At 67.2% G+C, this 26,099-nt stretch carries 24 protein-coding genes, 1 tRNA gene and 2 riboswitches; of the genes, 12 read left to right on the top strand and 13 right to left on the bottom strand.

Features of this window, described 5'->3' with window-relative positions:
- Positions 1-4 precede the first annotated feature (4 nt).
- Together BM002_RS08730 and deoC are read right to left on the bottom strand one after the other, a co-directional pair.
- A complete protein-coding gene (locus BM002_RS08730; protein ID WP_092779553.1) occupies positions 5-2,314 on the bottom strand; it encodes an aldehyde dehydrogenase family protein in 2,310 nt (769 codons plus the stop codon).
- 65 nt (positions 2,315-2,379) lie between these two features.
- Complete coding sequence (deoC, locus tag BM002_RS08725) at positions 2,380-3,333, bottom strand: deoxyribose-phosphate aldolase (protein ID WP_245749182.1); 954 nt, start codon at positions 3,331-3,333, stop codon at positions 2,380-2,382.
- A gap of 112 nt (positions 3,334-3,445) precedes the next feature.
- Between deoC and BM002_RS08720 the strand changes: the two genes are divergently transcribed.
- Positions 3,446-4,477: a phosphotransferase gene (locus tag BM002_RS08720; protein WP_092779548.1), complete on the top strand. Its 1,032-nt coding sequence runs from the start codon at positions 3,446-3,448 to the stop codon at positions 4,475-4,477.
- A 6-nt stretch (positions 4,478-4,483) separates the two neighbouring features.
- Here the strand turns inward: BM002_RS08720 and BM002_RS08715 are convergent, their stop codons facing one another.
- Positions 4,484-5,278: an inositol monophosphatase family protein gene (locus BM002_RS08715; RefSeq protein ID WP_092779546.1), complete on the bottom strand. Its 795-nt coding sequence runs from the start codon at positions 5,276-5,278 to the stop codon at positions 4,484-4,486.
- Positions 5,279-5,690: 412 nt separating this feature from the next.
- On the opposite strand from BM002_RS08715, the gene radC reads away from it, so the two are divergent.
- Entirely contained in the window at positions 5,691-6,395 is a 705-nt protein-coding gene (gene radC, locus BM002_RS08710; protein ID WP_245749223.1) for a RadC family protein, read from the top strand.
- 88 nt (positions 6,396-6,483) lie between these two features.
- Here the strand turns inward: radC and BM002_RS08705 are convergent, their stop codons facing one another.
- On the bottom strand, positions 6,484-6,849 hold the full coding sequence (locus BM002_RS08705; RefSeq protein ID WP_092779542.1) for a hypothetical protein: 366 nt from the start codon (positions 6,847-6,849) through the stop codon (positions 6,484-6,486).
- Between the two features lie 45 nt (positions 6,850-6,894).
- On the bottom strand, positions 6,895-7,563 hold the full coding sequence (locus BM002_RS08700) for a glutathione S-transferase family protein (protein ID WP_092779540.1): 669 nt from the start codon (positions 7,561-7,563) through the stop codon (positions 6,895-6,897).
- A 78-nt stretch (positions 7,564-7,641) separates the two neighbouring features.
- Here BM002_RS08700 and BM002_RS08695 point away from each other — a divergent pair, with 78 nt between their 5' ends.
- Complete coding sequence (locus BM002_RS08695) at positions 7,642-8,211, top strand: TetR/AcrR family transcriptional regulator (protein ID WP_092779538.1); 570 nt, start codon at positions 7,642-7,644, stop codon at positions 8,209-8,211.
- On the opposite strand, the gene BM002_RS08690 is transcribed toward BM002_RS08695, so the two are convergent.
- Genes BM002_RS08690 through BM002_RS08680 form a run of 3 tightly spaced genes read right to left on the bottom strand, consistent with a single transcriptional unit; the run spans position 8,208 to position 10,699 of the window.
- A complete protein-coding gene (locus BM002_RS08690) occupies positions 8,208-9,185 on the bottom strand; it encodes an AAA family ATPase (protein WP_092780524.1) in 978 nt (325 codons plus the stop codon). The genes BM002_RS08695 and BM002_RS08690 overlap by 4 nt on opposite strands.
- Positions 9,182-9,781 carry a nicotinamide riboside transporter PnuC gene (gene pnuC / locus BM002_RS08685; RefSeq protein WP_217641162.1) on the bottom strand — a complete coding sequence of 200 codons (600 nt, stop codon included), beginning with the start codon at positions 9,779-9,781 and terminating at the stop codon, positions 9,182-9,184. Before pnuC ends, BM002_RS08690 begins: the two co-directional genes overlap by 4 nt.
- A 6-nt stretch (positions 9,782-9,787) precedes the next feature.
- On the bottom strand, positions 9,788-10,699 hold the full coding sequence (locus BM002_RS08680; protein ID WP_092780518.1) for a LysR family transcriptional regulator: 912 nt from the start codon (positions 10,697-10,699) through the stop codon (positions 9,788-9,790).
- A gap of 106 nt (positions 10,700-10,805) precedes the next feature.
- On the opposite strand from BM002_RS08680, the gene metF reads away from it, so the two are divergent.
- The 3 genes from metF (at position 10,806) to BM002_RS08665 (ending at position 12,642) form a co-directional block, all read left to right on the top strand.
- Positions 10,806-11,663, top strand: coding sequence for a methylenetetrahydrofolate reductase [NAD(P)H] (metF, locus tag BM002_RS08675; protein WP_092779536.1), 858 nt, complete (start codon positions 10,806-10,808; stop codon positions 11,661-11,663).
- Positions 11,664-11,743: 80 nt separating this feature from the next.
- Positions 11,744-12,226, top strand: coding sequence for a PaaI family thioesterase (locus BM002_RS08670; protein WP_425431853.1), 483 nt, complete (start codon positions 11,744-11,746; stop codon positions 12,224-12,226).
- Between the two features lie 53 nt (positions 12,227-12,279).
- On the top strand, positions 12,280-12,642 hold the full coding sequence (locus BM002_RS08665; protein WP_092780512.1) for a PaaI family thioesterase: 363 nt from the start codon (positions 12,280-12,282) through the stop codon (positions 12,640-12,642).
- Here BM002_RS08665 and BM002_RS08660 read toward each other — a convergent pair.
- Positions 12,639-13,370, bottom strand: coding sequence for a DsbA family protein (locus tag BM002_RS08660; protein ID WP_092779534.1), 732 nt, complete (start codon positions 13,368-13,370; stop codon positions 12,639-12,641). The genes BM002_RS08665 and BM002_RS08660 overlap by 4 nt on opposite strands.
- Positions 13,371-13,510: 140 nt before the next feature.
- Here BM002_RS08660 and BM002_RS08655 point away from each other — a divergent pair, with 140 nt between their 5' ends.
- Entirely contained in the window at positions 13,511-15,514 is a 2,004-nt protein-coding gene (locus tag BM002_RS08655) for a protein-disulfide reductase DsbD family protein (RefSeq protein WP_092779532.1), read from the top strand.
- A 3-nt stretch (positions 15,515-15,517) separates the two neighbouring features.
- Here the strand turns inward: BM002_RS08655 and BM002_RS08650 are convergent, their stop codons facing one another.
- Positions 15,518-16,036, bottom strand: a complete 519-nt coding sequence (locus BM002_RS08650) for a gamma-glutamylcyclotransferase family protein (protein WP_092779531.1) — start codon at positions 16,034-16,036, stop codon at positions 15,518-15,520.
- Between the two features lie 129 nt (positions 16,037-16,165).
- A riboswitch (glycine riboswitch) is annotated at positions 16,166-16,254 on the top strand.
- 2 nt (positions 16,255-16,256) lie between these two features.
- Positions 16,257-16,322, top strand: a riboswitch (glycine riboswitch).
- 40 nt (positions 16,323-16,362) lie between these two features.
- Here BM002_RS08650 and gcvT point away from each other — a divergent pair.
- From gcvT to gcvP, 3 genes are all read left to right on the top strand, one after another.
- Positions 16,363-17,472 carry a glycine cleavage system aminomethyltransferase GcvT gene (gene gcvT / locus BM002_RS08645; RefSeq protein ID WP_092779529.1) on the top strand — a complete coding sequence of 370 codons (1,110 nt, stop codon included), beginning with the start codon at positions 16,363-16,365 and terminating at the stop codon, positions 17,470-17,472.
- Positions 17,473-17,487: 15 nt separating this feature from the next.
- Entirely contained in the window at positions 17,488-17,847 is a 360-nt protein-coding gene (gene gcvH, locus BM002_RS08640; RefSeq protein ID WP_092779527.1) for a glycine cleavage system protein GcvH, read from the top strand.
- A 99-nt stretch (positions 17,848-17,946) separates the two neighbouring features.
- Positions 17,947-20,781, top strand: coding sequence for an aminomethyl-transferring glycine dehydrogenase (gcvP, locus tag BM002_RS08635; RefSeq protein WP_092779525.1), 2,835 nt, complete (start codon positions 17,947-17,949; stop codon positions 20,779-20,781).
- Here the strand turns inward: gcvP and BM002_RS08630 are convergent.
- The gene (locus BM002_RS08630; RefSeq protein WP_092779523.1) at positions 20,760-22,022 is read right to left on the bottom strand and encodes a DUF2254 domain-containing protein; all 1,263 of its coding nucleotides are present in this window, start codon (positions 22,020-22,022) and stop codon (positions 20,760-20,762) included. The genes gcvP and BM002_RS08630 overlap by 22 nt on opposite strands.
- Positions 22,023-22,149: 127 nt before the next feature.
- Here BM002_RS08630 and BM002_RS08625 point away from each other — a divergent pair.
- Positions 22,150-22,225: transfer RNA gene (locus tag BM002_RS08625), tRNA-Ala, on the top strand.
- A gap of 101 nt (positions 22,226-22,326) precedes the next feature.
- Positions 22,327-22,965, top strand: coding sequence for a ParA family partition ATPase (parA, locus tag BM002_RS08620; protein ID WP_092780510.1), 639 nt, complete (start codon positions 22,327-22,329; stop codon positions 22,963-22,965).
- Here parA and BM002_RS08615 read toward each other — a convergent pair whose 3' ends face one another.
- Both BM002_RS08615 and BM002_RS08610 read right to left on the bottom strand, forming a co-directional pair.
- Positions 22,966-24,936 carry a capsular polysaccharide biosynthesis protein gene (locus BM002_RS08615; RefSeq protein ID WP_245749181.1) on the bottom strand — a complete coding sequence of 657 codons (1,971 nt, stop codon included), beginning with the start codon at positions 24,934-24,936 and terminating at the stop codon, positions 22,966-22,968.
- Positions 24,923-26,062, bottom strand: coding sequence for a polysaccharide biosynthesis/export family protein (locus BM002_RS08610; RefSeq protein ID WP_245749180.1), 1,140 nt, complete (start codon positions 26,060-26,062; stop codon positions 24,923-24,925). The genes BM002_RS08615 and BM002_RS08610 overlap by 14 nt, the downstream gene beginning before the upstream one ends.
- Between the last annotated feature and the right edge of the window lie 37 nt (positions 26,063-26,099).

Below are 26,099 nucleotides of genomic sequence, written 5' to 3'. Positions count from 1 at the left end.
GGGGTCAGACGCCGAACGGGATCCAGATGGTCTGGACGTCCGTGGACGCCGCGCGCCACGGTGCCGTGTCGCCCGATGACCAGTCGCGCGTGCGACCGTTGTTGACCCATGTGCGCTTCAGGTCGCCTGCGGCCTCCCTCTCGATCACCGCAGAGATATCGGCTGACGAAAAGCTCCAGACCGCGTCGATGTCCCGGTGGCCCGCCATTTGCGCGGCCAGTTCGGCGTGGTCTCCGGTCAGGATGTTGACCACGCCGGCGGGGACGTCCGACGTCTCCAGAACCTGATACAGGTCCGTCGCGGTCAGCGGCGCGGTTTCCGGTGCCGCGACGACCAGCCGGTTGCCGGTGGCGAGCGCCGCCCCGATGATCTGCACCAGACCCGTCAGCGGGGCCTCCTCCGGGGCGAAGGCTCCGACCACGCCCATCGGCGTGTTGAGCGCCAGCGCCAGCCCCCCCATCGGCACACCCAGGGTCCGCCCGTCATTCTTGTCGGCCCAGGCGGCCCATCGGAACAGGTGGCGGATCGCCTCGGATGTCTCGCCCTTGCTGCCGGTCTGAGCCGTCAGCCGCGCGTCGAACTCCGCTTCGCGCGCGGACAGGTTCTCGGCCAGGTAATAGAGGATCTGCGCCCGCAGATGCCCCGTCGACCCGCTCCAGGATTTCGCGGCGTGGGCCGCCTCGACCGCATTGCGCAGATCCTTGCGGTTGGCGATGCCGACCTCGCCCACCCGACCCTTGGGGCCGATGACGGCGCGGGTATAGCCCCCGTCGGGCCGGGCCTGCTTGCCGCCGATGAACATCTTCGCGGTCCGGTCCATCGCCGGGGTCACGCCTTTCGGGTCGTCGTAGACCTTCAACGCGGTCAGGTTGGCCCCCTGCACGGGGCGCACATAGGCGGCCAGTCCGGCGACCCCGCCTTCGCGACCGAACCCCGACTCGCGCATGCCGCCAAAGGGTGCGGCGGCGTCCAGCATGTTGGCGCCATTGACCCAGATCACACCGGCCCGGATGCGCGGCGCGGTGTCCAGCGCCATGTCGATGTCCTGTGACCAGACCGACGCGGCCAGACCATAGGGCGTGTCATTGGCCAGCTGCACCGCCTCGGCGGGGGTGCGGAAGGTCATCGCGGCAAGGACCGGGCCGAACACCTCCTGCTGCATCAGCGGATCGGCCGAATGCAGGTCGGTCACCAGGATCGGCGGCAGATAACACCCCTCGGGCGCCTCGCCCCGGGTGATGGTGCCAGTGGTGCGGGTCAGAATCGCCTCGACGTGGGCCTTGTGGTCGGCATGGACGAGCGCACCCATGTCGACCGATTTATCCAAGGGATCGCCAACACGGATGCGGGCCATGCGGGTTTTGAGCCGGGTCAGGAAATCCTCGGCGATCCCCTCCTGCACCAACAGGCGCGATCCGGCGCAGCAGACCTGTCCGCCGTTGAACCAGATGGCATCGACCAGCCCCTCGACCGCACCGTCGATATCGGCGTCCTCGAAGACGACGTAGGGGGATTTGCCCCCCAACTCCAGCGTCAGCCCCATCTCGCGCCCGGCCGTGGCCCGGCGCAGGATGCGGCCCACTTCGGTGCTGCCGGTAAAGGCAAGCTTGTCGATCTGGGCGGCGGTCAGCGCGGCCCCGGTTTCGCCGTCGCCGGTGACGATGTTGATGACCCCCGGCGGCACGCCCGCTCCATCGCAGATGTCGGCAAAGGCCAGCGCGGTCAGCGGCGTCCATTCGGCGGGCTTCAACACAACCGTGTTCCCCATGGCCAGCGCCGGGGCGATCTTCCAGGCCAGCATCAGCAGGGGGAAATTCCACGGCACGATCTGCCCGCAGACGCCCCATGGTTCCGCGTCCGGCATCAGCTCGGCGCGCAACTCCGCGTGGCCCGCATGATGATAGAAGTGCCGCGCGGCCAGGGCCACGTCGATATCGCGGGCCTCCCGGATGGGCTTGCCGGTGTCCAGCACCTCGAGCACGGCCAACAGACGCGCGTGTTTTTGCAGCCCCCGCGCGATGGCATAAAGCACCTTCGCCCGGTCATGGTCTGACGTCGCGGCCCACCCCTTCTGGGCCTTGCGCGCGGCCTTGACCGCCGCCGTCACATCCGCGTCCGTCCCTTGGGTCACCTGCGCCAGAACCTCGCCCGTCGCGGGGTTCACGGTGTCAAATGTCTTGCCCGGCTTGCCGCGCGTGCCGCCGATGTAGTGGCCAAAGCTGCGTCCATGCCGGTCCAACCAGGCATCCGCCTCGGCGCGGCTCTCGGGGGCGGGGCCCCATTCCATGCTCTCGAAAATCTCGGCCACGGTCATTTTGCGCCTTCTCTGCTTTCCAAATACTCCGGGGAGCGCGAGGGGCTGGCCCCTCGCTCCCGCCCTCAGCCTACGGCGTGGCGATAGCTGGCCGAATACCGGCCCGTCACGTGATGCTCCAACTGCCGCTCGATATCACCGAGCAGGGACGAGGCCCCGAAGCGAAACAGATCCGGGCGCAGCCAACGATCGCCGAGTTCTTCCTTCAGGAGCGCCAGATAGGTCACCGCATCCTTGGCCTTCGACACGCCGCCCGCCGGTTTGTAGCCGACCTTGAACCCGCTCATCGCCTCATAGGTGCGGATCGCACGCATCATGGTCAGCGAGACGGGGAGCGTGGCGTTCACGGCTTCCTTGCCGGTCGAGGTCTTGATGAAATCCGACCCGGCCATCATCGTGACCATGCTGGCCTTCATCACGTTCTTCAGCGTCCCAAGCTCTCCGGTCGCCAGAATCGCCTTCATGTGGGCGGGCCCGCAGGCGGCGCGCATCTGTGCCGTCTCGTCATAAAGTGCGGCCCAGTTTCCGGTCAGGACATGGCGACGCGAGATGACGATGTCGATCTCGGTGGCGCCTTCGGCGACGGACCGCTCAATCTCGGCCAAGCGCAGATCGAAGGGCGACAGGCCCGCCGGAAAGCCGGTCGACACGGCGGCGACAGGGATGCGACCCCGGACCGCTTCGACCGCGACCGGCACCATCTCGTGATAGACGCAGATCGCCCCGGTCGTCAGGTCCGGCAGGCCGATGGCCTCCAGCAGGTCCGGACGCACCGGCTGCAACGCCTTGGCGCACAAGCGTTTTACCCGGCCCGGCGTGTCGTCGCCCGACAGCGTCGTCAGGTCGATCATGCTGATCGCGCGGGCCAGCCAGGCCGCCTGATGGTCTTTCTTGAGCGACCGACGCGCGGGCAGAGAGGCCGCCCGACGCTGGGATGCGGGTGTGTTGACGCGGACCGCTTCGACCACCGCGGGGTCGAAGGCCAGGCCGTCATTTCGGGGCAGTTCGGTATTGGACACGGAAATTCCGGGATTTTGCCATCAGGTTTCTGGAAAAGCGTTGCATGGCCCAAGGCCTGAGTGCAACCTTGCCCCTGCGACGATCTGGGGGCCGATCGACGTTTTCAGGAGTATGCTGACCGTGTCCGACGCCCCGACGATCTCTTTCAAGCCAGGCTCTCTGGGCTGGATCAAGGCCTTGACGGTTCAGATGACCGGCAAGTCGGTCGATGCCGTGACCGCGCCCGGCGGCAAGGGACGTCAGTCGGTGCGCTTGCAACTCGACGACGGCAGCACCGTGATCGCCACGCGACGGGCCGCCGCCGCCCGGGCCGAAGCCGAGGCGGGGCTGCTGCAGGTTCTGTCCTCCGAAGGCGCCCCGGTGCCGCGTGTGATCGGTTTTCGCGAGGGCTTGCTGCTCCAGCAGGACGGGGGCCGGAACCGCCTGTCCCATGCGATGGTCAAGGCCGACCCCGACCGGCGGATTGCCCTTGCCCGCGCGGCGATGGCATCGCTTGATGCCTGCCGCGCCGCGATGGACCGCCGTCTGGATGTCCTGGCCCGCTTGCCCGGTCTCGGCACCCGTCCCGGCTGGGCCGAGGATCTGGTGTCACAGCCGTATTTCCTGTCGGGTGATCTGGCCATCGCCCGCCCTCAGGTCGATGCCGATGCCCTTGCCCGGTCGCTGACCGCGGCACCGTCGCGCTTCACCCGTTGGGACGCGCGGCTGGCCAACGGATCGGTGCAGCCCGACGGAACCGTCCTGTGGTTTGACTGGGACATGTTCGGTCGCCGCAGCGGGGTCGAGGATCTGAGCTGGATGATCGCCGACGATTGGTGGGGGATCGACCGGGCCCCGACCGACGATTTGCTGGCGGAATTCATCCCTGACGAGACCGCTCGCAAACTTGCGCGGCGCCTTGCGGTGCTGGTGGCGGCCAACCGTCTCAAGAAGATCGCGATGCGGCTGGCCGAAGCGGGCTGGACCGACGCGGAGGAGGCCCTGCGCCTGGACCGGATGGGGGCGGTGCCGTCGGTTGTCGACGGGCTTTGCCATCGGATGGGCGAGATTGCAGACACCGACAGCCAGACAGCAGGGTTTGCACCCTGGTTCGCCGATGTCGCAGGCGCGCTGCGCAACCGTTATCCGACCGCGCAGGCCTGAGGGACGTCAGTCGCCGTCGCGAATGATCTTGGCGAACTTGTCGAACACGCCGCCGGAGCCCGCGATCAGGTGCCCGTCTTCCAGCATGTTCTGCGCCGCGCGGATCGGCTCCACAAAGCCGCCTGCCTCGCGCACGATCAGGATGCCTGCCGCGATGTCCCAGGGCTTCAGGCCCCGCTCCCAATAGCCGTCGTAGCGGCCCGCAGCGACATAGGCGAGGTCCAGGGAGGCGGCCCCGAAGCGGCGCACGCCCGCACAGACCGGCAGCAGGTTCCCCAGATCCTTGAGCGCGGCAGGCAGGTATCTGCCCCCGGCAAAGGGCAGGCCCGTCGCATAGACCGTCTCGATCATCGAGGTGCGACCCGACACCCGCAGACGCGAGCGCCCGTCAAGCCAGGCACCGGTGCCCTTTTCCGCCCAGAACAGCTCGTCCTTGGTCGGGTCGTAGATGACGGCAGAGGTGATTTCGCCCTTGTGTTCCAGCGCGATGGACACTGCCCAATGGGGCATCCCGTGCAGGAAGTTCGTCGTGCCGTCCAGCGGGTCCACGATCCAGCGGCGGGTCGGATCCTTGCCTTCGACCGGGTCCGATTCCTCGCCCAGCCACCCATAGGAGGGGCGCGCCTCGGTCAGGTCTTCGCGAATGATCTCCTCGGCCCGGCGGTCGGCCCGGCTGACGAAATCGCCGGGGCCCTTGGTCGACACCTGAAGGTTCTCGACCTCGCCGAAATCCTTCAGCAGGGAGCGTCCGGCCTTGCGGGCGGCCTTGATCATCACGTTGAGGTTGGCACTGCCTTGCATCGTCGCACTCCGGGTCCGGTCAGGCGGCGCGTGTAACCGGTGTTGCGGCAATGGGCAACGGGCGGCGGAGGTCCCGAGATGGCGCGCCATTAACGATCCGTTTACCAGTGTCGCCCTAGTGTCGTCGGATCGCAGGGCCGGGGGGCGCATGAAGAACACTCGTTTCGATCTTTCCACGCTCAAGAACTGGGTTCAGGACAAACTGCCGGCGTCTGCCACCACCCGCCCCGAAATCCCGATCTATGTCGCCGCTGAGGACCGGTCAGCCGGTGGGTTCGGCGAGGCCGCGCAGCGCGGATTGGACGAACTGGAGGCGCGCCTGCCGCCGCCCGGTGTCGTCACGCAACCCGCACATGCCAGGACATGGCGCCGACCGGACCGGCTTGCCCCCTCGGAGAGCGCCGGGGGCGGCATGGTGCGCGACGCCGATGGCGCGCAGCGGCCGCACTACTGGGGGCACCGCGAACGGCTGCGCGGCCGGTTCCTGTCGGGCGGCCATCAGGCGATGCCGGAATACGAGCTTCTGGAGCTGATGCTGTTCAACGCCATCCCCCGGATCGACGTGAAACCCCTGGCGAAACGTCTCTTGCTGGCCTTCGGCGATCTCAACGGCGTCGTCGCGGCATCCGAGCGCAACATCCTTCGGGTGGAGGGAGCGACGGACAGGGTGTTCCTGCAACTGCGCATCGTCGAAGCCTTTGCGCATCGCATGGGTCAAGCCAAGATCCTCAATCGGGAGGTTCTGTCGTCCTGGTCGGATGTCGTCACCTATTGCCGCACGACCATGGCGCACCGCGACACCGAACAGTTCCGCATCCTTTTTCTGGACCGCAAGAACCGCGTCATCGCGGACGAGGCGCAGGGCGAGGGGACGGTCGATCATGTCCCCGTCTATCCGCGCGAGGTGACGCGCCGGGCGCTGGAATTGAATGCCAGCGCGCTGATCCTCGTCCACAACCACCCTTCGGGCGACCCCACGCCGAGCGAGGCGGATATCGAAATGACGGGGCGGATCATGGCCGCCTGCGGCGCGCTAGATATCGTGATCCACGACCACATGATCATCGGCAAGGATCAGGAAGTGTCTTTCCGCTCGCTCGGCCTGATCGAGGGGTGACGGTTCGATCGCGTTCCGGCGAGGGGAAATCTTTGGGGGTCATGTTCGACGATGGCCGATCCGGCATGACCGGTTCCGTCCAAAGCTCTTACCGCCATGTCCCCGCGAATCCCGCACCGCACCCTGCGAAAGCGGCAAGAACCTTGGCTGGAACCGGGGTTCGGAAAGGGATGCCGGTTTCGCCGGTGTCGGTTTCCCAGACAACGGGTGGCGTCTGCTCGGAGTCGAACAGAACGACCCAGATCTCATGTTGGCCAACGCGACCGGAGATGAAGGTCCCAATGCCGTCCGGCCGATCTTCTTCGTGGCGCACGGATATCGTCTCGACCGGCTCGTCCTGGTTCAGGGTCGCGAGGGTATCGCCCACGCAAACGGCCAGTTGATCTGCGGCGTCCGCATGGACTGCGGATGGCAAGAGGACCGCTGCGGTCAGGATCGCGACTAGCCTGTTCATGACCGCCCCGAGATGGTGGTCCCGGGGCGGGTTCTCAAGATCGGATCAGAAGTTCTGCGGGAACATCGCGCGCATGGCGGCTTCGTCCATCTCGGCCTTGAATTCGAACTTCTTGGCGTATTCGTCGGCGCGGGTCGCAGCGGGGCGGGCATTGACGCGGTCGAACCACGCCTGGACGTTCGGATAATTGGCCAGACCTCCCTGACCCTCCATCACGAAGCCCGCCGCGCGGACCCATCCCCAGGCGGCGATGTCGCAGATGCCGTAGTCCGCACCGCCGATCCAGTCGGACGCCCCCAGCCGGTCGTCGAGCACCTTGTAGTGGCGGGCGATTTCCCTGCTATAGCGGTTCGTCGCATAGGCGCTGTCCTTGTGGACGCGGGTGAAATGCACTGCCTGACCCGAATAGGGACCGATCCCCGAGGCGATGAAGAAGAACCACGACAGGACCTCGCCCATGGCCGCGTCGCCGGTGGGCAGGAACTTTCCGTGCTTCTGCGCAAGATAGAGGATGATCGCGCCGGAGTCGAAAATGGCCTGCGACCCGTCGACCAGCGCGGGCAGCTTGGCGTTCGGGTTCACCTTCAGGAAATCGGGTGCATGCTGCTCACCCTTGCGGGTGTCGACGGGGATGATCTCCGGTGACAGGCCCAGTTCCTCGATCATCAGGGCGACTTTGAAGGGATTGGGCGTGGTGTGGAAATAGAACTGCATGACGCGACCTTTCGGGTGGGGGTTGAGAGATATGTATAGCGGGTGCTATAGAAAGGCTGTGCCGTCAAGGATTGATTAGTGGCCCCTATAGAAAAACCCTGCCGGGGCCGTCCCCGCACCTTCGATGCCGAGGCGGGCGTCGATCTGGCCCTGCGGGCGTTTGCCCGACGGGGGTATGACGATGTGTCCGTGTCCGACCTGTGCGATGCGCTCGCGATCAAACCGCCCAGCCTTTACGCGGCCTATGGTTCCAAGCGGGCGCTCTTTGACCGGGCCGTGGCACGTTATGGTGCGGCCAGCGGTCAGGTCTATGAGGAGGCGATATCCGGGGCGTCGGATCTTGCCGATCTGCGGCGTCGGGTGCTGCTGGCGGCGCTGGACCTCTATCTGCGCGATGGCGGAGTCGGGTGCCTCGTGCTCGGCACCCTTGGCAGCACCGGGGACAGCGCCCTTCGCGACGATCTGGGCGCGATCGTCGCCGCGCGCCGGGCCGCCATGATGGCGCGGGCGATGGAGCTCGGGGCCGATGCGGACACCGCCCGGGCAGAGGTCAGCGCGATTTCCGTCGCGATGATGGGCCTGTCGGCAGCGGCCCGGTCCGGGATGGACGATCAGACGCTTCGGACGGCGGCGTTGCGCCTGATCTAGGCTATGACCGCGCGCGCCTGGCGCAGGCGATCGCCGTGGTCGGGCCCGCTCACCACGACATAGGACGCCCCGACCCGGTCGAGGAGAGCCCTGCATTCCTCGAAGAAGGCGCGCCGCTCGCTCGGGTCCACCTGATACCGGGTGCCGTCTTGCACCCAGGGCACATCGGGCGTCATCAGCAGATAGAGGTGGGCGGGCACGAATTCGGCCAGCACCCGCAGCAGGGCTTCCGGCACATGACCCAGCAGGAACCGTGCCCAGATCATCGTCTGAAGCAGGTCGGTATCCTCGGGCAGTACCGGCCCCGCGCGCGCCGCGATGGCCCCGGCTACGGACATGTGCCGCCGGGCCAGGTCGGTGAAATCGTCCGGCGTCCAGTCGGCCCCCTGCCGGAACAGCGCATCATAGGCGCGACCCTGTTCCGGGATGTGCAGCGTGCCGAGATCGTGGGCCAGCGTCTCGGCCAGAGTGGACTTGCCGCAGCTTTCCGGCCCCATCAGGCAGATGCGCCGCTGGAAATGCGGACGGACGGCGGGCGGCACATGCGGCCAATGCGCCGCCGGATCAAGGCGGATGTCCGTGGCCGAAATCGGCACGGTCTGCCGGTCGATGTCGACCGGGAAGGGGCGGGCGTCCAGCACCCGGGCGAATGGCTCCACATAGGGCTCGGAGCCGAAGACGACGTCGATGGGCGCGGGGTGGTGTTCGCGCACCGCCGCCCGCCAGATCGCCCAGAAGTCGGGGTGGTCGGCGGGTTCCTGCGGGATGTCGCGGTGCATGTGGAGGAGTCGGACGCCCAGGGGCAGCGAGGCGCGCATCCAGCCCGCGCGCAGGTCGGCGGCAATCGGTTCGACGTCCCTTGTGCAGAGCATCACCGACAGCTGGTCCACGTGCCGCGCGGCGACGTCGATAAGGAACAGGTGGCCCGCATGCAGCGGCATGAACTTTCCCAGAAGGAAACCGCGCGTCGTCATAGGGGCCGCTGTTCGCGCCAGGCCCGCAGCCACTGCAGGAGGCCCATGGTGGCCAGGACCAGAAACACCCCGTAAAGCGCCGCCGTCGGTTGCAGCCCCTTGATCCAGAAAAGGCCGATGGCCAGCACGTCGACGGCAATCCACAGAACCCAGTTCTCCAGCTTGCGCCGAGACAGCAGGAATTGCGCCAGCACCGACAGCGCCGCGATGGCCCCGTCCCACCAGGGGAAGGAGGCGTCGGTGTAGCGGCCCATCAGCGTGGCGAGCGTGGCCCAACCCGCAACCGTGACCGCGCCATAGATCGCCCGTTCCCGCAGGGTCAGCACCTCGACAACGATCCGCCCGTCATCCTGCCGGTGACGCAGCCAGTTCCATAGGCCGTAGATCTGGATGAAGAAGAAATACACCTGCAACAGCGCGTCGCTATAGAGCTGATATTCAAAGAATATCAGCGCATAGAGAATGACCACGAGGAAGCCGAAGGGATAGTTCCAGATCGACCGCCGGACGATCAGGATCACGTTGGCCAGGCCGCACAGCACGGCGGTGATTTCGATCGGGCGCGTGCCGATCATCTGGATCAGGAAGTCGAGCATGGGGTCTCAGGCGGGTTGCCGTTGCAGTTTCAGCGGTTCCGTCCGCATCAGGCGCAGCACGTGGGCCATGAAGGGTTTGGCGGCGTCCGTCTCGCGCACGGCTGCATAGAGACGCCGGGTCAGGCCCTTTTCGGTCAGGGGCCGGGTCACGTAGTCGGAATTGTACCGCACCTCGCGCACCACCCAATCGGGCAACACGCTGACCCCCCGGTTCGACGCCACCAGCAGCAGGATCACTGCCGTCAGCTCCACTTGCCGGATGGCGGCGGGCTCGACCCCGGCGGGGGTCAGAAGTTGGCTGAAGACGTCGAGGCGGGGCCGCTCCACCGGATAGGTGATGAGGGTTTCGCCGATGAAATCCTGCGCTTCGATGAAGGGCTTCGTCGCCAGAGGGTGCTGCGACGACGCCAGAAAGACCGGCTCATAGTCGAAGAGCGGCGCGAATTCCACGCCGGGGATCGTGTCGGGGTCAGAGGAGACGACAAGGTCCACCTCCTCCCGCTCCAGTGCGGGCAGGGCCTGGAATTGCAGGCCCGGGCGAATGTCGACGTCGACCTCGGGCCAGGCGCGGCGGAACTGCTCCAGCACAGGGAACAGCCATTCGAAACAGGCGTGGCATTCGATGGCGATGTGCAGTCGACCCGTCTTGCCCGACAGAAGGCCCGCAAAATCCTGCTCCACCGCCTCGACCTGAGGGAGCACCTGATCCGCCAGCTTGAGCAGGCGCTGCCCGGCCGCCGACAGCTTCATCGGCTTGGAGCGACGCACGAACAGCTCGACGCCGATCTGATCCTCCAGGTTCTTGACCTGATGGCTGAGCGCGCTCTGCGTGATGTTCAACCGGTCCGCTGCCCGCGCCAACCCGCCGCAATCGTGGATCGCGCGGATCGTCCGCAGGTGCCGGAATTCCAGATGCAGCTTCATGTCCAATCCCCGGATCGCTCATGTTGATGTTGAAGATTATGAGCCTGTCTCACGATACCGGAACAGGGCACAACAGGACAACCGTCAAAGGATGCCTGTCATGCCCACCGTTTCGTTCGAATTCTTCCCGCCCAAGTCCCTCGAAGGCAGCTTCCGCCTGTGGGATTGCGTCAACACTCTTGCTCCGCTTGCCCCCGAATGGGTCAGCGTCACCTATGGCGCGGGCGGAACCACCCGCGAATTGACGCGCGAAGCGGTGGCGACGCTGGGCAAGCAGTTCGGCCTGCGCGTGGCCGGACACCTGACCTGCGTCGATGCCAGCCGCGAGGAAACGCTGGAGGTCGCCCGCGGCTTCAAGGCCGCCGGTGTCACCGACATCGTCGCCTTGCGGGGCGATCCGCCCAAGGGCGCCAAGGGCTTCGTGCCCCATCCCGACGGGTTTGCCGATTCGGTCGAGTTGATCGCGGCGCTGGCTCAGGAGGATTTCACCGTTCGTGTCGGCTGCTATCCCGATGTTCACCCCGAAGCCGCCAGCGCCGAGGCCGATATCGCATGGCTCAAGCGCAAGATCGACGCCGGGGCCTCCGAAGCGATCAGCCAGTTCTTCTTCGATGCTGACAGCTTCTTGCGGTTCCGCGACCGTTGCGTAAAGGCGGGCATCGATGCGCCCATCGTACCCGGTCTGCTGCCGATCGAGGATTGGACCAAGGCCTCCAAATTCGCCCGCAGCTGCGGCGCCTATATCCCCGACGATCTGGCCGCCGCCTTCGAAGTCGCGCTGCGGGACGACCGCGCCGACCTGCTGGCGATTGCACAGGCGGCGGAGCTGGCGGACCGTCTGGTCGAGGAAGGTTGCGAGCATCTGCACTTCTACACGCTCAACCGTCCGGAGCTGACCCGCGATGTCTGTTCCGCCCTGGGTCTGGTCCCGGAACCGGCACTGAGCAGGGTGGCCTGACCCCGCCCATGCGGCTAGTCTTCGCGGGCTGATTGCCTGCGGGGACGACCTTGACCAAGACAACCGACGATCTTCCGCCGCTGTTCTATGCAAACGGCCCTGACGCATTGGCCAGCCGCGACACCGTCCTGTCGATGTCCGGCCTGCAATTCATGGAGGCGGTGCGCGACGGCACCCTGCCGCAACCGCCCATCGGGCGGCTCCTGAACTACCGCGTGACCGAGGTGGCCCCCGGACGCGTCGTTTTCGCGGGCACGCCGACATTCGATCACTGCAACCCGCTCGGGACGGTTCACGGCGGCTGGTACGGCACCCTTCTGGACAGCTGCATGGCCTGTGCGGTGATGACCCGCGTCCCGCAGGGCAGTTACTACACCACCCTCGAATACAAGGTGAACGTGACCCGCGCCCTGCCCATCGGCATGGCGATCGAGGCGATCGGCACCGTGTCCCACGCCGGGCGATCCACGGGTGTCGCCGAGGGTGTGATCCGGGGGGTCGAGGACGGCAAGCTCTATGCCACCGGGTCGACGACGTGCCTCATCATGGCGGGCAGACCGTGACCGACGACGCGTTGCGGGCGCGCATTCGTCGGAGTTTCGAACAGCAGGGGTTGATGCGCACCCTTGGCGCGACGCTGGCCCATGTCGAACCGGGCCGCGTCCGGGTCGAGGCGCAGGTGACCGAGGCCAGCAGTCAGCAGCAGGGGGCTGGCCACGCCGGGCTGACCTTTGCGTTGGCCGATTCCGCCGCCGGCTATGCCGCGCTCACCCTGATGGACCCCGATGCGGAGGTCGTCACCAGCGAATTTCGGATATCCCTTCTGGCCCCCGCGCGCGGGCAATTGGTGGCCGAGGGCCGCGTTCTGCGCCCGGGCCGTCGCCTGATTGCGGTGGCTGCCGATGTCTACGGGGACGACGGTGCCCATGTGGCGACCGCCTTGGGCACGATGGTGCCGGTCAGGGCCAGCCTGGTCTAGCCGCCGTTGCGCTCCGCTTCGACCAGTTCGATCATGCGCGCGGCCTCGATCAGGCCGGGGGCGCGGGTGTCGCCGATCACGAAACTGGGCGTGCCGGTAAAGCCCAGCTCCTGTGCCAGCCGCATCGACGTGTCGATATGCGCCTGCACGTCCGGGGCTTCCATGTCGGCGCGCAGCCGGTCGAGATCCAGACCAACTTCGACGGCGATCTGCAGCACCGATGTCTCGTCCACCCGGCCCCGAGCGCCCATCAGCGCCTCGTGGAATTCGCCGTATTTGTCCTGCGCCCGAGAGGCGAGCGCCGCCCGTGCCGCAAAGTCGGACCCTTCGCCCAGGATCGGCCATTCGCGGTAGACGATCCGGACGTTGTCATCGGCATCCTTCAGCTTGGCCACCTCGTCCCCGGCGCGCCGACAATAGGGGCAATTGTAGTCGAAGAACTCCACCACGGTCACATCGCCATCGGGGTTGCCAAGGACTGGGGCGTTCGGGTCGCGCTCCAGCAGGTCGCGGTTGTCGCCCAGGGTGGCCTGCGCCTGCGCCTCGGCTTCGGCGGCGTCGCGGGCCTGCAGGATGCCGACGGCCTCCATCACGATCTCGGGGTTTTCCAGGATCGCCTGCAGGGCCAGCTGCTTGATTTCCTCGGGCGTGAAGTCCTGCGCCGTGGCAGGGGCGGCCAGCGACATGGCAAGGGCCGCGGCGATGGCGAGGGGGGCGAGACGGGGCATCCGGGGCTCCAGTACGGTCACGGGTCCGTGACAGGTTGGACGCGGATGCGGGCGGGCGCAAGCGGGACAGATGGTCACGTTCGCGTCATTCTGTGCGGCACCCCCTCGCTGGTGCGGCGCAGAGGACATATTGAAAGGCCATGTTTGCCCGACTTGTCGCCCTTTTTTCGATTCTTGCCGCACCGCTCTGGGCGGCGGAATCGCCGGTGTCCGCGGGCGCCGTGTCGCGCGGACAGATCATCTCGGTCGAAGACGGGGTCGGGCCGGGTGGCCGCACCGTTTCGGCGGGCCTGGCCATCGCGCTCGATGACGGATGGAAGACCTATTGGCGGTCGCCGGGCGAGGTCGGATTGCCGCCGGAATTGTCTTGGGACGGCAGCGAGAACATCGCCTCCGTTACCCTGTCCTATCCCGCCCCCACCCGGTTCGAGGCCTTCGAGATTCAGAACTTCGGCTATGGGCAAGAGGTGCTCTTTCCCCTGACCGTGATGCTGACCGAGGCGGGGAAGCCCGCGCGCCTGTCCCTGGATGCGAATATCCTCGTCTGCGCCGATGTCTGCATCCCCGAAACGCTGTCCATGACGCTCGACCTGCCTCGGGGGGGCGGCATCGACATGGCCGCTGCCGACCGGCTGTCGACCTGGATCGCGCAAGTTCCAAAGACGGGCGAGGAGGCGGGAATCACCCTGGAGCAGGTCCATTTGGACGACGCCGCGCTCACCTTCCTGGCCCGCTCTGAGGTGTCATTCGGCGGTGTCGACGTCTTCCCGGAACATGGCGACTACGCCGCCTTCGGTCTGCCCGAAATCGTGCTGGCGGACGGGGGTCAGACCCTCTGGGCGCGCCTGCCGGTCCTGTCGCCGGGTGACGGCGCACTGGACCTGACGCTGGTGGACGGTGACCGCGCGGCCACCTTGCGCGCCGATCCCGGGGCCGCACCGCCCGCAAGGCCCACGACCGGGACCGGCCTCTGGGGCATCCTGCTGGTGGCGATGCTGGGCGGGCTGATCCTCAACGTCATGCCCTGCGTCCTTCCGGTTCTGTCGATCAAGCTGACCTCGGCGCTGGCCATGGCCGACCAGTCGCGGGCCCGGGTCCGGGCAGGGTTCCTTGCGTCGGTCGCCGGTGTCCTCGCCTTCTTCGCCGTCCTGTCGGGACTGGTGATCGCCCTTCGTGCGGCGGGCGTCGCCGTGGGGTGGGGCATCCAGTTCCAGAACCCCGTGTTCCTTGCGCTGATGATCGGCCTCATAGTGCTGTTCGCCGCCAATATGCTGGGCTTCTTTGCCGTGGGAATCGGGTCGGGGGCCATGACCGGCATGGCCCGCACCGAAAGCCGCGGGGGCCTTGGCGGCGATTTCGCCACGGGGGCCTTTGCCGCCGTCATGGCGACGCCCTGCTCCGCGCCCTTCATCGGGACCGCCGTCACCTATGCGCTGACCCATGGCCCGACCGAAGTGCTGGCGGTGTTTCTGGCCATGGGGCTCGGGTTGTCGGCCCCCTATCTGGCCGTGGCGGTCTGGCCCGGGCTGATCCGGTTGCTGCCCCGCCCGGGGCGCTGGATGAAGACGGTGCAGGCGGGTCTGGCTTGCCTGCTGCTGCTGACGGCGGTCTGGTTGGTCAGCGTTCTTGCAGCCTCGGCGGGCTGGCCCCTGGCGCTGGCCGTCAGCGGTCTTGCCGCCGCGATGTTCGCCGCGCTGGCCCTGCGTCGCTGGCCGGTTCTGGTCGGATCGGTGGGCCTTGCCGCCGTGCTGGCCGTCGCGATGGTCGTGCCCACGGCACCGGTCGCGGTCGCCTCGGTTGCGACCGGCTGGGATGTCTGGTCCGAGGATCGGGTACGCGATGAGGTGGCCGCGGGCCAAGTCGTCTTCGTCGATGTCACCGCCGATTGGTGCCTCACCTGCAAGGCCAACAAGCGGCTTGTCCTGGATCAGGGCGCGGTGGCCGAGGCGTTGTCGCAGGTGACCGCACTTCAGGCCGACTGGACCCGTCCAAGCGACACGATCACCGAATACCTGCGCGCCAACGGGCGGTTCGGCATTCCGTTCAATCAGGTTTTCGGCCCTGGCGCGCCGGACGGCATCGTGCTGCCCGAGCTTCTGACCGAGGCGGTCGTGCTGGAGGCGCTGGCCCGTGCGGCCGACTGACCCTCAGGACCGGACCCGGGCCAATTGGCGGTCGACCAGCGCTAGCTCCTCGGGGCTGAGCGTTCGCGCCCGGGGATAGAGCGGCGCGGTGCGATCATCGTGGATCGGGGTGTCCCATCCGTCCGTCGTCTCGAAGAACGCCGCCACGCCGTCGGTGCCGAATTCGCGCAGATATCCCTGTACCACGACATCCAGATAGCTGAGCAGAATGGTGCAGGCTTGCGTCGCCGGGCCATGCAGGTCGTGGGGGATGTGATAGATCTGCGCCCCTTCGGCCACCGGGCTGCGGATATAGCCGCTTTCGCGTTGGTCCAGCGCGGCCCAGTCGTCGGCGGGCACGTCCGCCATGATCCCGTCGATGACGCTGCCCGGGTCGGGCACGGCAGTCAGGAAGGCCGCAGGTTGCAGTGGCGTGTGACGCCAGGCCCGCCGCCAGCCTGCAACGCGTAGACGCTGCGGGTTCGGATAGTCATGGGTGGTCAGGTTGACGAGGCTGCCATAGCCGAAAAAGCGCGGTGTCATGCGGGTCCTGCGGGGTTGGTCGACAGGTGGCAGGGTGAACAGACCGCCGCGTCGGACGCAAGCCGGTCGATTGGCCACGGACCCCGCATTTTCGCACTTGCGGGGGCAGGGGGTAGTTTCCTATAGGAAACGCGCGACACGGGAGACTCTGCCGGATGGGCAGGGCCGAAGGAGCAACCGCCCCGGTAAACTCTCAGGCAAACGGACCTGTCGCGCGGAACACTCTGGAGAGAGGCGCATTTGCGTCCGCCGAAGGGATAGCGATCTCAGGCGAAGGGACAGAGGGGGCACTGACCGGGTCAACCCGACCCCTGCGAGGTGCGACCATGTCCGATCCGATCCCCCTGCCGCTGGCGGCGCTCCACGCGGACCTTGGCGGCAAGATGGTGCCCTTCGCGGGCTATTCGATGGCCGTTCAGTATCCCGCCGGGGTGATGGCCGAACATCTGCACGTGCGGTCGAAGGCGGGTCTGTTTGACGTGTCCCACATGGGTCAGGTGATCGTGCGGGGCGACGGCGCTGCGGCGGCACTCGAGGCGTTGATCCCGGTGAACGTCATGGGCCTGGGCGAAGGGCGGCAACGTTACGGCCTGCTGACCCTGCCCGATGGCGGTGTGGCCGACGACCTGATGTTCGCCAATCGGGGCGATCACCTGTTCCTCGTGGTCAACGGGGCGATGAAGCATCAGGACATGGAAATCCTGCGCGCGGGCCTGCCCGGACTGTCGGTCGAGATGCTGGAGGACCGCGCCCTTCTGGCGTTGCAGGGTCCGTCCGCCGAAACGGTGCTCGAGGCGCTGGTGCCGGGCGTGGCCGCCCTGCGGTTCATGGACGTGGCGACGCTGGCCTGGAACGGCGCGGACCTCTGGATCAGCCGGTCGGGCTATACCGGCGAAGACGGCTTCGAGATAAGCGTGCCGGTGGACCGCGCCGAGGCGCTGGCCCGCGCGATCCTGGCCGATGACGCGGTTCTGCCCATCGGTCTGGGCGCGCGCGATTCCCTGCGTCTCGAGGCGGGGATGCCGCTCTATGGACAGGACCTGACGGCCGAGATTTCGCCCGTCGAGGCCGATCTGGCCTGGGCCATCCAGAAGGTCCGGCGCACCGGTGGCGACCGGGCCGGGGGCTTTCCCGGGGCTGACCGGATCCTCGCGGAACTGGACGGCGGGCCGGCCCGTCGCCGCGCGGGTCTCCGCCCCGAAGGCCGCGCGCCCATGCGGGCCGGTGTCGCGCTCTATGCGTCCGAGACGGACGCGCAACCCTGCGGCATCGTCACTTCGGGCGGCTTTGGCCCCACGGTCGGCGCCCCGATTGCCATGGGCTACATTCCTGCGGATATTGCGCCGGGGACCATCCTGTTCGGCGACGTCCGGGGCAAACGCCTGCCGGTTGCCGTGGCCGAACTTCCCTTCCACCAGCCGCGCTACAAGCGCTGACTCCGAGAGGCCCAGATGAAATACACCGAAGACCACGAATGGCTTGACGACAATGACGGCGTCATCACCGTCGGCATCACCGAACATGCGGCGACCCAACTGGGCGATGTCGTCTTTGTCGAGCTACCCGAGATCGGCCAGACCGTCACCAAGGGCGAAGAGATCGTCGTGATCGAATCGGTCAAGGCCGCGTCCGACATCATGGCCCCGCTCGACGGCGAGATCGTCGAGGTGAACGACGCGCTGGCCGCAACGCCCGGCCTTGTGAACGAAGATGCCGAAGCCGCCTGGTTCTTCCGCATGACGACCACCACCCCCGAGGAGATGGACGGCCTGATGGATGAAGACGGCTACAAGGAATTCATCGGAGACTAGGGTTCCACCGAACCCGACGGCGGCATGGCGATGGTCACGGGATGTGACCGTCGCGGCCCCACCTTCCAGACCACGTGCCAATCCCCCCGGAGCGATCCCATGTCCCTGACCGACTACGACACCTACGATTTCGCCAACCGCCGCCACATCGGACCCTCGCCCGCCGAGATGGCAGAGATGCTGGCGGTCGTCGGCTGCGACAGCCTCGATGCGCTGATCGACGAAACCGTGCCGCAGTCGATCCGTCAGGCCGACCCGCTGCCCTGGCCGCAGATGACGGAACACGCGATCCTGGCGCGGATGCGGGACATCGCCAGCCGCAACACCGTCACGGTCAGCATGATCGGGCAGGGCTATTCCGACACGGTGACCCCCCCGGCGATCCAGCGCAACATCCTGGAAAACCCGGCGTGGTACACGGCCTATACCCCCTATCAGCCCGAAATCGCCCAAGGTCGGCTCGAGGCGCTGCTGAACTTCCAGACCATGGTCAGCGACCTGACCGGGCTGCCGGTGTCAAACGCGTCCCTGCTGGATGAATCGACCGCCTGTGCCGAGGCCATGGTCATGGCGCAGCGGGTCGCCAAGTCGAAGGCCACCGGGTTCTTCATCGACGCGCGCTGCCATCCGCAGAACATCGCCGTCATGCGGACCCGGGCCGAACCGCTGGGGATCGAGGTCATCGTGGACGAGGTGGCCAATCTCGACCCCGAGGCGGTGTTCGGCGCGATCTTCCAGTATCCCGACACCTTCGGCGGCTTGACCGACCTGACCCCCCAGATGGAGGCGCTGCACGCGGCCAAGGCGCTGGGTATCGTGGCGACGGACCTGCTGGCGCTCTGCCTGCTCAAGGAGCCGGGGGCCATGGGCGCCGACATCGCCGTGGGCTCGGCGCAGCGGTTCGGCGTGCCGCTCGGCTATGGTGGGCCGCATGCCGCCTTCCTCGCCTGTGCGGATGCCTACAAGCGGTCGATCCCCGGGCGTCTGGTCGGCGTCTCGGTCGACAGCCACGGCAACAAGGCCTACCGTTTGTCGCTGCAAACCCGCGAGCAGCACATCCGCCGCGAAAAGGCGACGTCCAACGTCTGCACCGCGCAGGCCTTGCTGGCCGTAATGGCAAGCTTCTATGCGGTGTTCCACGGCCCCAAGGGCCTTCACCACATTGCCACCCATGTTCACAGCCATGCTGTGGCCCTGCGAGACGCCCTTGCCGGTGCGGGTTTCGACGTGAACCCTGCCCATGTTTTCGACACGCTGACGGTCAAGGTGGGCGCGATGCAGGGTGTCATCTGGCGGTCGGCCCGCGCCGAAGGAATCACCCTGCGCAAGATCGGGACGGACCGGATCGGGATCGCCTGTGACGAGCTGACGGATGGCGACATCCTGGCCCGTCTGCTGCGGGCTTTCGGGGTAGAGGCGACGCCGACCCCCCGCATCGACATTCCCGAAGGGTTGCAGCGGCGCAGCGATTACCTGACCCATCCGATCTTTCACATGAACCGCGCCGAAGCCGAGATGATGCGCTACATGCGCCGCCTGGCCGACCGCGATCTGGCGCTGGACCGCGCGATGATCCCTCTCGGGTCCTGCACCATGAAGCTGAACGCCGCGGTCGAGATGATGCCGGTGACCTTCCCCGAATTCGGGCGTCTGCACCCCTTTGCCCCCGCCGAGGATGCGCAGGGCTATCGGGAGATGATCGACGAATTGGCGCAGCGTCTCTGTGTCATCACCGGCTATGACGCCATGTCGATGCAGCCCAATTCCGGCGCACAGGGCGAATACGCGGGTCTTCTGACCATCGCCGCCTATCACCGTGCGAACGGTCAGGCGAACCGGCGCATCTGCCTTATTCCGACCTCGGCCCATGGGACCAACCCCGCCTCGGCCCAGATGGCGGGGATGAAGGTCGTGGTGGTGAAATCCGCCGACAACGGCGATGTGGACCTCGAGGATCTGGCGGCCAAGGCCGAAGCGGCGGGCGACGATCTGGCCGCCTGCATGATCACCTATCCCTCCACCCACGGCGTGTTCGAGGATACCGTCCGGAAGGTCTGCGAGATCACCCACAAGCATGGCGGGCAGGTCTATCTCGACGGTGCGAACCTGAACGCGCTGGTGGGCCTGGCCAAACCCGGGGAGATCGGGGCCGACGTCAGCCACCTGAACCTGCACAAGACGTTCTGCATCCCGCACGGCGGCGGCGGCCCCGGCATGGGGCCCATCGGCGTCAAGGCGCATCTGGCCCCCTATCTGCCCGGCCACCCCGAGGCCGAAGGGTCGAGCGAGGGGCCGGTGTCCGCCGCCCCCTATGGCAGCGCGTCGATCCTGCCGATCAGCTATGCCTATGTGATGATGATGGGCGGCGCCGGTCTGACCCAGGCCACCAAGGTCGCGATCCTGTCGGCCAACTACATCGCCAAGCGGCTGGAGGGGGCCTATGACATCCTCTTCACCGGGCGGAACGGACGCATCGCTCATGAATGCATCCTCGACACCCGGCCCTTCGACGAGACCGCCCATGTGACCGTCGACGACGTTGCCAAGCGCCTGATCGACAACGGCTTTCATGCGCCGACCATGTCCTGGCCGGTCGCGGGCACCCTAATGGTAGAGCCGACCGAGAGCGAGCCCAAGCCCGAACTCGACCGCTTCATTGACGCGATGTTGGCCATCCGCGAGGAGGTGCGGGCGATCGAGCGGGGCGACATGGACGCGGTGAACAACCCGCTCAAGAATGCGCCGCACACGATGGAGGACCTGGTCCGCGACTGGGACCGCCCCTACAGCCGCGAGGCCGGGTGCTTCCCGCCGGGTGCCTTCCGCGTCGACAAATACTGGCCGCCGGTCAATCGGGTCGACAACGTGGCGGGCGACCGCAACCTGATCTGCACCTGCCCGCCGCTCGACACCTATCTCGAAGCGGCGGAATAGGCGGGGGCTGCGGCCCTGACCCGGGCGCGATCTTCCTCCAGAGTCAGGGCAGTGTCGGATCGGGCGAGTGCGCGGGCGGAAATCTCCCGCGCCGCGCGCGCCAGTGCGCCGTCCTCGTGCCCGGCCAGATGGGAGAGGGCGGCCTGCACGGCCAGTTGCACTTCCAGCAGGTCCTCGCCGTCGCGGGCAATGGCATCGAAGGCCGCCTCGACCATGACGCGCCGGTCCAGATCGGGGGCGCGCAGCCGGGGCAGCGGGTCATTGCCATCATCGGGTGCCCAGCTTCCCAAAAGCCCCATAAGGCGAGACACGACGTCGACGGCCGTGCGCGGGTCGTTGATGCCGGGCGACAGGGCGCGCTGGCCGATTTCCGACAGGACCTGAAGACCGAAAACCGGGTCCTGATCGAAAGATCGCATATCGCCGACCGACACCCGGTCGCGCAGCTTGTCCGTCAGTTCGTCCGACAGGGCACCGCCGTCGGACCTGTCCAGCCGCAGGATCAGATCGCCCGGCACCACCTGGTCGCCCGGCGCAACCATCAGATGCACCCAGCCATCCTCCTCCTCGGCGATCTCTGACAGCGATTGCACGTCGACATGCCGGACAACGCCGTAAGCCGTGGCGACCACCGGCTCGCCCGTTTCCCGATCGTCCGAGCGCAGGGGATGCCCCCCAAGGAAGGGCGCGCGCATCCGGATCGACAGGGAATCGCGTGTCACATCCTCGACCCGCGCCGTCGTCGTCTCGATCGAGCCGAGGCTGGCCAGTTGATGGACCCACCGGATCAGCGCGACGATCACCGCCGTTATGACCAGGATGGTCACGCCATAGATCACCACAAAATCGAGGCCGCCATAAAGGTCGGCATGAATCGCCGCCGTCGTCACCAGCGCGAAGACGAAGGCCCCGATGAAGGTCGCGATCACCGATTGGGTGCGGCCGTCCTGCCGCAGCAGCCGGTGCGAGCGGGGGGTGACCTGACCGGAGGCGAAGTGATGCGCGGTCACCATCACGGTCAGGGAGAATGCGGCGACACCCAGCATGGAACTCGTCAGGATCGACAGCAGGGCAAGCACCGCCACCTCGTCGATCGTCTGGCGCAGGCGGTCGGGGACGAACGGCGAGATCAGCGGCGCGATGGCCGCAGAGATGATTGCACCGACGCAGAAGATCGCGACGCGCGGCCAGACCTGTCGCGCCCATTCGCGCAATTTCCAAATGTTCTGGGTCAGAAACATGCAACGGGCCCTTCCGCCTGTTCAGCCGTAAGGCCACGGCTGCCAACGCGCAAGCCGGGGCCCCGGGTTCCATCCCGTGCCCCCTCGCTTGACAGGGCCCGGGGGCGCGGCCATATCGGCAGCCGTTGGGGTCGTAGCTCAGTTGGTAGAGCGCGTCGTTCGCAATGACGAGGTCAGGGGTTCGATTCCCCTCGGCTCCACCAAGCGCCTTTCGGGTTCAACCCTGCCGCGAAGCCTGCCTCTCCATTGACCCGCCCCCGGATATGCCGCAAGGTAAATGCTGCAACGCAGCATCGGAGGGCCCATGGCCACGATCATCACCCTTGCCCAGCAGAAGGGCGGCTCCGGCAAGACGACGCTCTGCGCCAACCTTGCTGTCGAACTGGCGGCGCGCGGACATGGCGTGGCCCTTCTGGACAGCGATCCGCAGGGTTCGCTCGGGCGGTGGTTCATGACCCGGTACGAGCGGACCAAGGGCCTTCAGGGCGATCTGACTTTTTCGACCTCGTCGGCCTGGGGCGTCAGCTACGAGGCCGGGAAATACAAGGACAGCCATGACTTCGTGCTGATCGACACACCGCCCAAGATCGACAGCGACCTGCGTCCGGCTCTCAAGGTGTCGGATCTGGTCGTGGTGCCGGTCACGGCCAGCCAGGTCGACCTCTGGGCCACCGAAGGCGTGCTGGAAATGGCCGCACGTGACGGCAAGCGCCCCCTTGCGGTGCTGAACCGCGCGCGGGCGGGCACCAATCTGACCGCATCGGTGCAGGCCGCCCTGTCGGATCTGGAGGCGGACCCCGCCGCATCCATCATCGCCAACCGCGTCGCCTATGCCGAGGCCATGGGCACGGGGCAGGGCGTGCGCGAATATCCGGGGGCCAAGGCCGCGGCGGCCGAAATCGCCGCCCTTGTGGATGAAATCCTGGGCCGCCTCGACCTCTGATCAGCGCCAGAGCCAGGCCTGCGAGGCCAGCGCGCCCTGCGCCTTAGACAGGACGCGATTGAGCGGGCCGGGCGTGGGAAGCGGCCCATGGGCCAGGCGATGGACCACCGTTTCGGGCGGGCAGGCAGAGCCGGTGACCGGATCGAAATAGCGCGGATAGTCGATCAATACCGCCTGCACGAGCGCATCGAGCGACGGGCGCGCCGCGCGCCGCCGGGCCGGGATCTTTCCGCGATCATCGGTCAGGCCCCAGCCGGCGTAGAACGGCGCGCCCAACGTGGTGACGGGGGTTTCCCGCAAGAGCGCCTCGAACCCCAGAAGGGATGTCATCGTCCAGACCGCCTCGGCCCGGGCAATCAGGGCCAGCGGGTCGGCGCGGGTCGCCACCAGGTCCGCGTCAGTGGCGTCGATGGCGCCCTCGCGCAGGCCCGCCTCCACGTCCGGGTGCGGTTTGTAAACGATGAAGGCGTCCGGGTTGGCCGCCCGCGCCGCGGCCAGAAGGGCGGCGTTGTCGGCCACATCCGTGGTGCCCAGCCGGACCGACGCATCGTCGGCCACCTGTCCGGGAACCAGCAGGATCGGCCCTTCGGGCAGGTCGGGCAGGGTGCCTTGCAGATTGTATTTCGTGACGTTGTTTTTCACGATGGCCGTCCGCAGGCGGCGCGCCCGGTCCAGCGCCTCGGGCGGCAAGGCGGCGGCGCGGATCACCGCCGCCTCCAGATCGCTGTGCTTCGTCGGATCGTAATAGAGTCCCTGTCTGTCGAGGACGAGCGACAGGGGCGGGATCAACTCGGCCCCCAGACCCCGCGACCGCAGGAACCCGTCTTCCAGCCGGGTCACGGGCCGGTCCTCGGGTGCCTTCGCCTGCCCCCAGAGCAGGCGCGGCTTGTCCGATCCATCCTTGAAATCGAGGGGCCCGTCGAAGAACCGGCGCAGGGGCGCGCGCTTCCACAGGCGCATGCCGGGGGCCGACCACCCCGCCCGATCCTCGGCCCAGGCCCGCGCCCGCGCCTGCAGGATGCGGACGACATCGACCGGGTCGCAAAGCGCATCGCGATGCGGATCGTACCAATGTGGATAGAGCACCATACAACCCGCAAACAGCTGCGTCCGCGTCAGCTTGCGGTGGCGGCGATCCAGCGGGTTCCGGTCGTCGTCCAGCCCCCAGCCGGAATAGAACGGCTGTCCGAAGGTGACGGGCCGGTGGCCGTGCAGGATCGCCTCGAACCCCATCTGGCTGCTGACGGTATAGACCTTCTGCGCCCCCGACAGCAGGATCGACGGCGCAATGGGCCGGGTTTCCAGCGTCGCCCCATGGACCACGTCTTCAAGGCCGTAGTGCCCGGGTCGGTGGCCCTCGTTCGTCTCGGGGTGGGTCTTGATCAGGATCGGCTGACCGGGGTTTTCCTCCCGCGCGATCAGCAGCATCTCGCGGAATGTCGTGTCACGCGCATTGCCCAGGGTGATCGAGGCGTCGCCCCGCGTCTGGTCGATGACGAGGATATAGCCCGGGGCAGGGGCCGTGAGGTCGGCGCGTGTCGCCGCGTATTTCGTGACCCCCGACCGCGCCCATTCGTCCATCAACACGCGTGTCTGCGCGATCAGGGACCCGTCTTCGAAACTGTCGGTGGCCAGCAAGACTTCGAGGTCCGACGGCGAGCGGCTGTCGAACCAGGCGCCGCGCCGGTCGATGGTCAGGCCCAGGGTCGGCTCGCCGCTGCGCCCGGGGTGGAGCGAGCGCAGGAAGGCATCCTCGATCCGCAGGATCCGGGCACCGCGCCGTGCGGCGACGGCTTCGGCCCGCGCGGATGTGCCCGCATGGCCCCAGGCCGCGACCCAGTCGCCGGAACGCGGCAGGCCGGGGCGAAGATCGACCCCGGCCAGCGATGCAATGCGGCGGATACGGCGGTTCAGAAACCCGCCCGAAACATATCGGGCGGTGATCCTGTCGCCGCCGTCAGTTGATGCCAACGGCGGACCCCGCAGCGGTCACCTGCCCGAGAGAGCCGAAGATAGCCGCGACGGACCGGTTCCAGCCGACGATCGGGGCCTCGGTCACATAGACGGTATCGCCGTCCCGGATCACGAAGTCCCGGGCGTCGAACATGCCATTGGGCCGCGTCAGGTCGAGAACATAGACCAGCCGCTGCGTCCCGATCAGGTCGTCGCGGCCCATCACGGCGCGGGCGATCTCTTCGGGTTCGTTGCGGAAGACGAAGACGCCGGTCGGGTTGGCGACATTCGCGTTCAGACCGCCGACCTGGGCCAGGGCTTCGATGGCCGACAACGTCTCGGTCTCGAACTCCAGCCGGTTCTGCGTGCCGGTCGCACCCAGGACGGTGAAGGCCCGCGTGTCTTCCTCGATGAAGATGCGGTCGCCGTTGCGCAGGGCGATGTCCATGTGCGGGTTCTTGTAGAGATCGGACAGATAGGCCGTCTCGGACCGGTTGCCGCGCGTGACGGTGACCAGCGCGATTTCCGGCGCGATCGAAAATCCACCGGCGGCGGCGATCATGGCCGACAGGGTCCGGGTCGGTCGCTCGATGGGATAGACGCCTTGCGCGCCGGCCCCGCCGACGATGCTGACCGTGGCCCCGTCGCCTGCGAGACGGCGCACCACGACCTGCGGGTCGGGGGTCTGCTCGTCCAGACGGCGCGTGATCAGGCGGCGCAGTTGCTCGGGCGTGCTGTCGGCGGCCCGCAAGCGGCCGGCATAGGGGATGAAGATGAAGCCGGAACTGTCGACCTGAACCTCGTCGATCAGCGAGGCCGAGGCCCCGGTCGATGTCAGAAGGCCGTCCTCGACGTTCTCATAGATGATGAGGCCGAGCGTGTCGCCGGGACGGATCGTATCGGCCCCCAACTCGCCCGCGTCGCGGAAGACGGACGAAAACCCGAGGGCGGGCACAACAGCTGTCGCCGCCGTGACGCGCGGATTCACGCTTACCACGAAGGCGTCGCCCTCTTGCAGGACGGATCCCGCAAAGATTTCGCGTTTGTTCGGACCGGACCGGGGCAACGTCCCGCAGGATGCCACCATGGTCACGACCAGGAATAGGGCGATGGACCGCGCCCGTCGGGATGCCTGTCTGCTCACGTGAACTGCCTTTCGATCTGCCTCTTGCCTCTTGCGG

The sequence above is a fragment of the Jannaschia pohangensis genome (genome assembly GCF_900113875.1).
GTDB lineage: Bacteria > Pseudomonadota > Alphaproteobacteria > Rhodobacterales > Rhodobacteraceae > Jannaschia > Jannaschia pohangensis.
Note: the sequence above shows the minus strand (reverse complement) of the source record. Positions and strands in the feature narration are given on the sequence as shown.

What these genes read in the sequence shown, in the direction of transcription:
- BM002_RS08730 (WP_092779553.1), bottom strand. Translation starts at nt 2,314, where the DNA reads ATGACCGTGGCCGAGATTTTCGAGAGCATGGAATGGGGCCCCGCCCCC.
- BM002_RS08720 (WP_092779548.1), top strand. Translation starts at nt 3,446, where the DNA reads ATGCTGACCGTGTCCGACGCCCCGACGATCTCTTTCAAGCCAGGCTCT.
- BM002_RS08715 (WP_092779546.1), bottom strand. Translation starts at nt 5,278, where the DNA reads ATGCAAGGCAGTGCCAACCTCAACGTGATGATCAAGGCCGCCCGCAAG.
- radC (WP_245749223.1), top strand. Translation starts at nt 5,691, where the DNA reads ATGGTGCGCGACGCCGATGGCGCGCAGCGGCCGCACTACTGGGGGCAC.
- BM002_RS08705 (WP_092779542.1), bottom strand. Translation starts at nt 6,849, where the DNA reads ATGAACAGGCTAGTCGCGATCCTGACCGCAGCGGTCCTCTTGCCATCC.
- BM002_RS08700 (WP_092779540.1), bottom strand. Translation starts at nt 7,563, where the DNA reads ATGCAGTTCTATTTCCACACCACGCCCAATCCCTTCAAAGTCGCCCTG.
- BM002_RS08690 (WP_092780524.1), bottom strand. Translation starts at nt 9,185, where the DNA reads ATGACGACGCGCGGTTTCCTTCTGGGAAAGTTCATGCCGCTGCATGCG.
- pnuC (WP_217641162.1), bottom strand. Translation starts at nt 9,781, where the DNA reads ATGCTCGACTTCCTGATCCAGATGATCGGCACGCGCCCGATCGAAATC.
- metF (WP_092779536.1), top strand. Translation starts at nt 10,806, where the DNA reads ATGCCCACCGTTTCGTTCGAATTCTTCCCGCCCAAGTCCCTCGAAGGC.
- BM002_RS08665 (WP_092780512.1), top strand. Translation starts at nt 12,280, where the DNA reads ATGCGCACCCTTGGCGCGACGCTGGCCCATGTCGAACCGGGCCGCGTC.
- BM002_RS08660 (WP_092779534.1), bottom strand. Translation starts at nt 13,370, where the DNA reads ATGCCCCGTCTCGCCCCCCTCGCCATCGCCGCGGCCCTTGCCATGTCG.
- BM002_RS08655 (WP_092779532.1), top strand. Translation starts at nt 13,511, where the DNA reads ATGTTTGCCCGACTTGTCGCCCTTTTTTCGATTCTTGCCGCACCGCTC.
- BM002_RS08650 (WP_092779531.1), bottom strand. Translation starts at nt 16,036, where the DNA reads ATGACACCGCGCTTTTTCGGCTATGGCAGCCTCGTCAACCTGACCACC.
- gcvT (WP_092779529.1), top strand. Translation starts at nt 16,363, where the DNA reads ATGTCCGATCCGATCCCCCTGCCGCTGGCGGCGCTCCACGCGGACCTT.
- gcvH (WP_092779527.1), top strand. Translation starts at nt 17,488, where the DNA reads ATGAAATACACCGAAGACCACGAATGGCTTGACGACAATGACGGCGTC.
- gcvP (WP_092779525.1), top strand. Translation starts at nt 17,947, where the DNA reads ATGTCCCTGACCGACTACGACACCTACGATTTCGCCAACCGCCGCCAC.
- BM002_RS08630 (WP_092779523.1), bottom strand. Translation starts at nt 22,022, where the DNA reads ATGTTTCTGACCCAGAACATTTGGAAATTGCGCGAATGGGCGCGACAG.
- parA (WP_092780510.1), top strand. Translation starts at nt 22,327, where the DNA reads ATGGCCACGATCATCACCCTTGCCCAGCAGAAGGGCGGCTCCGGCAAG.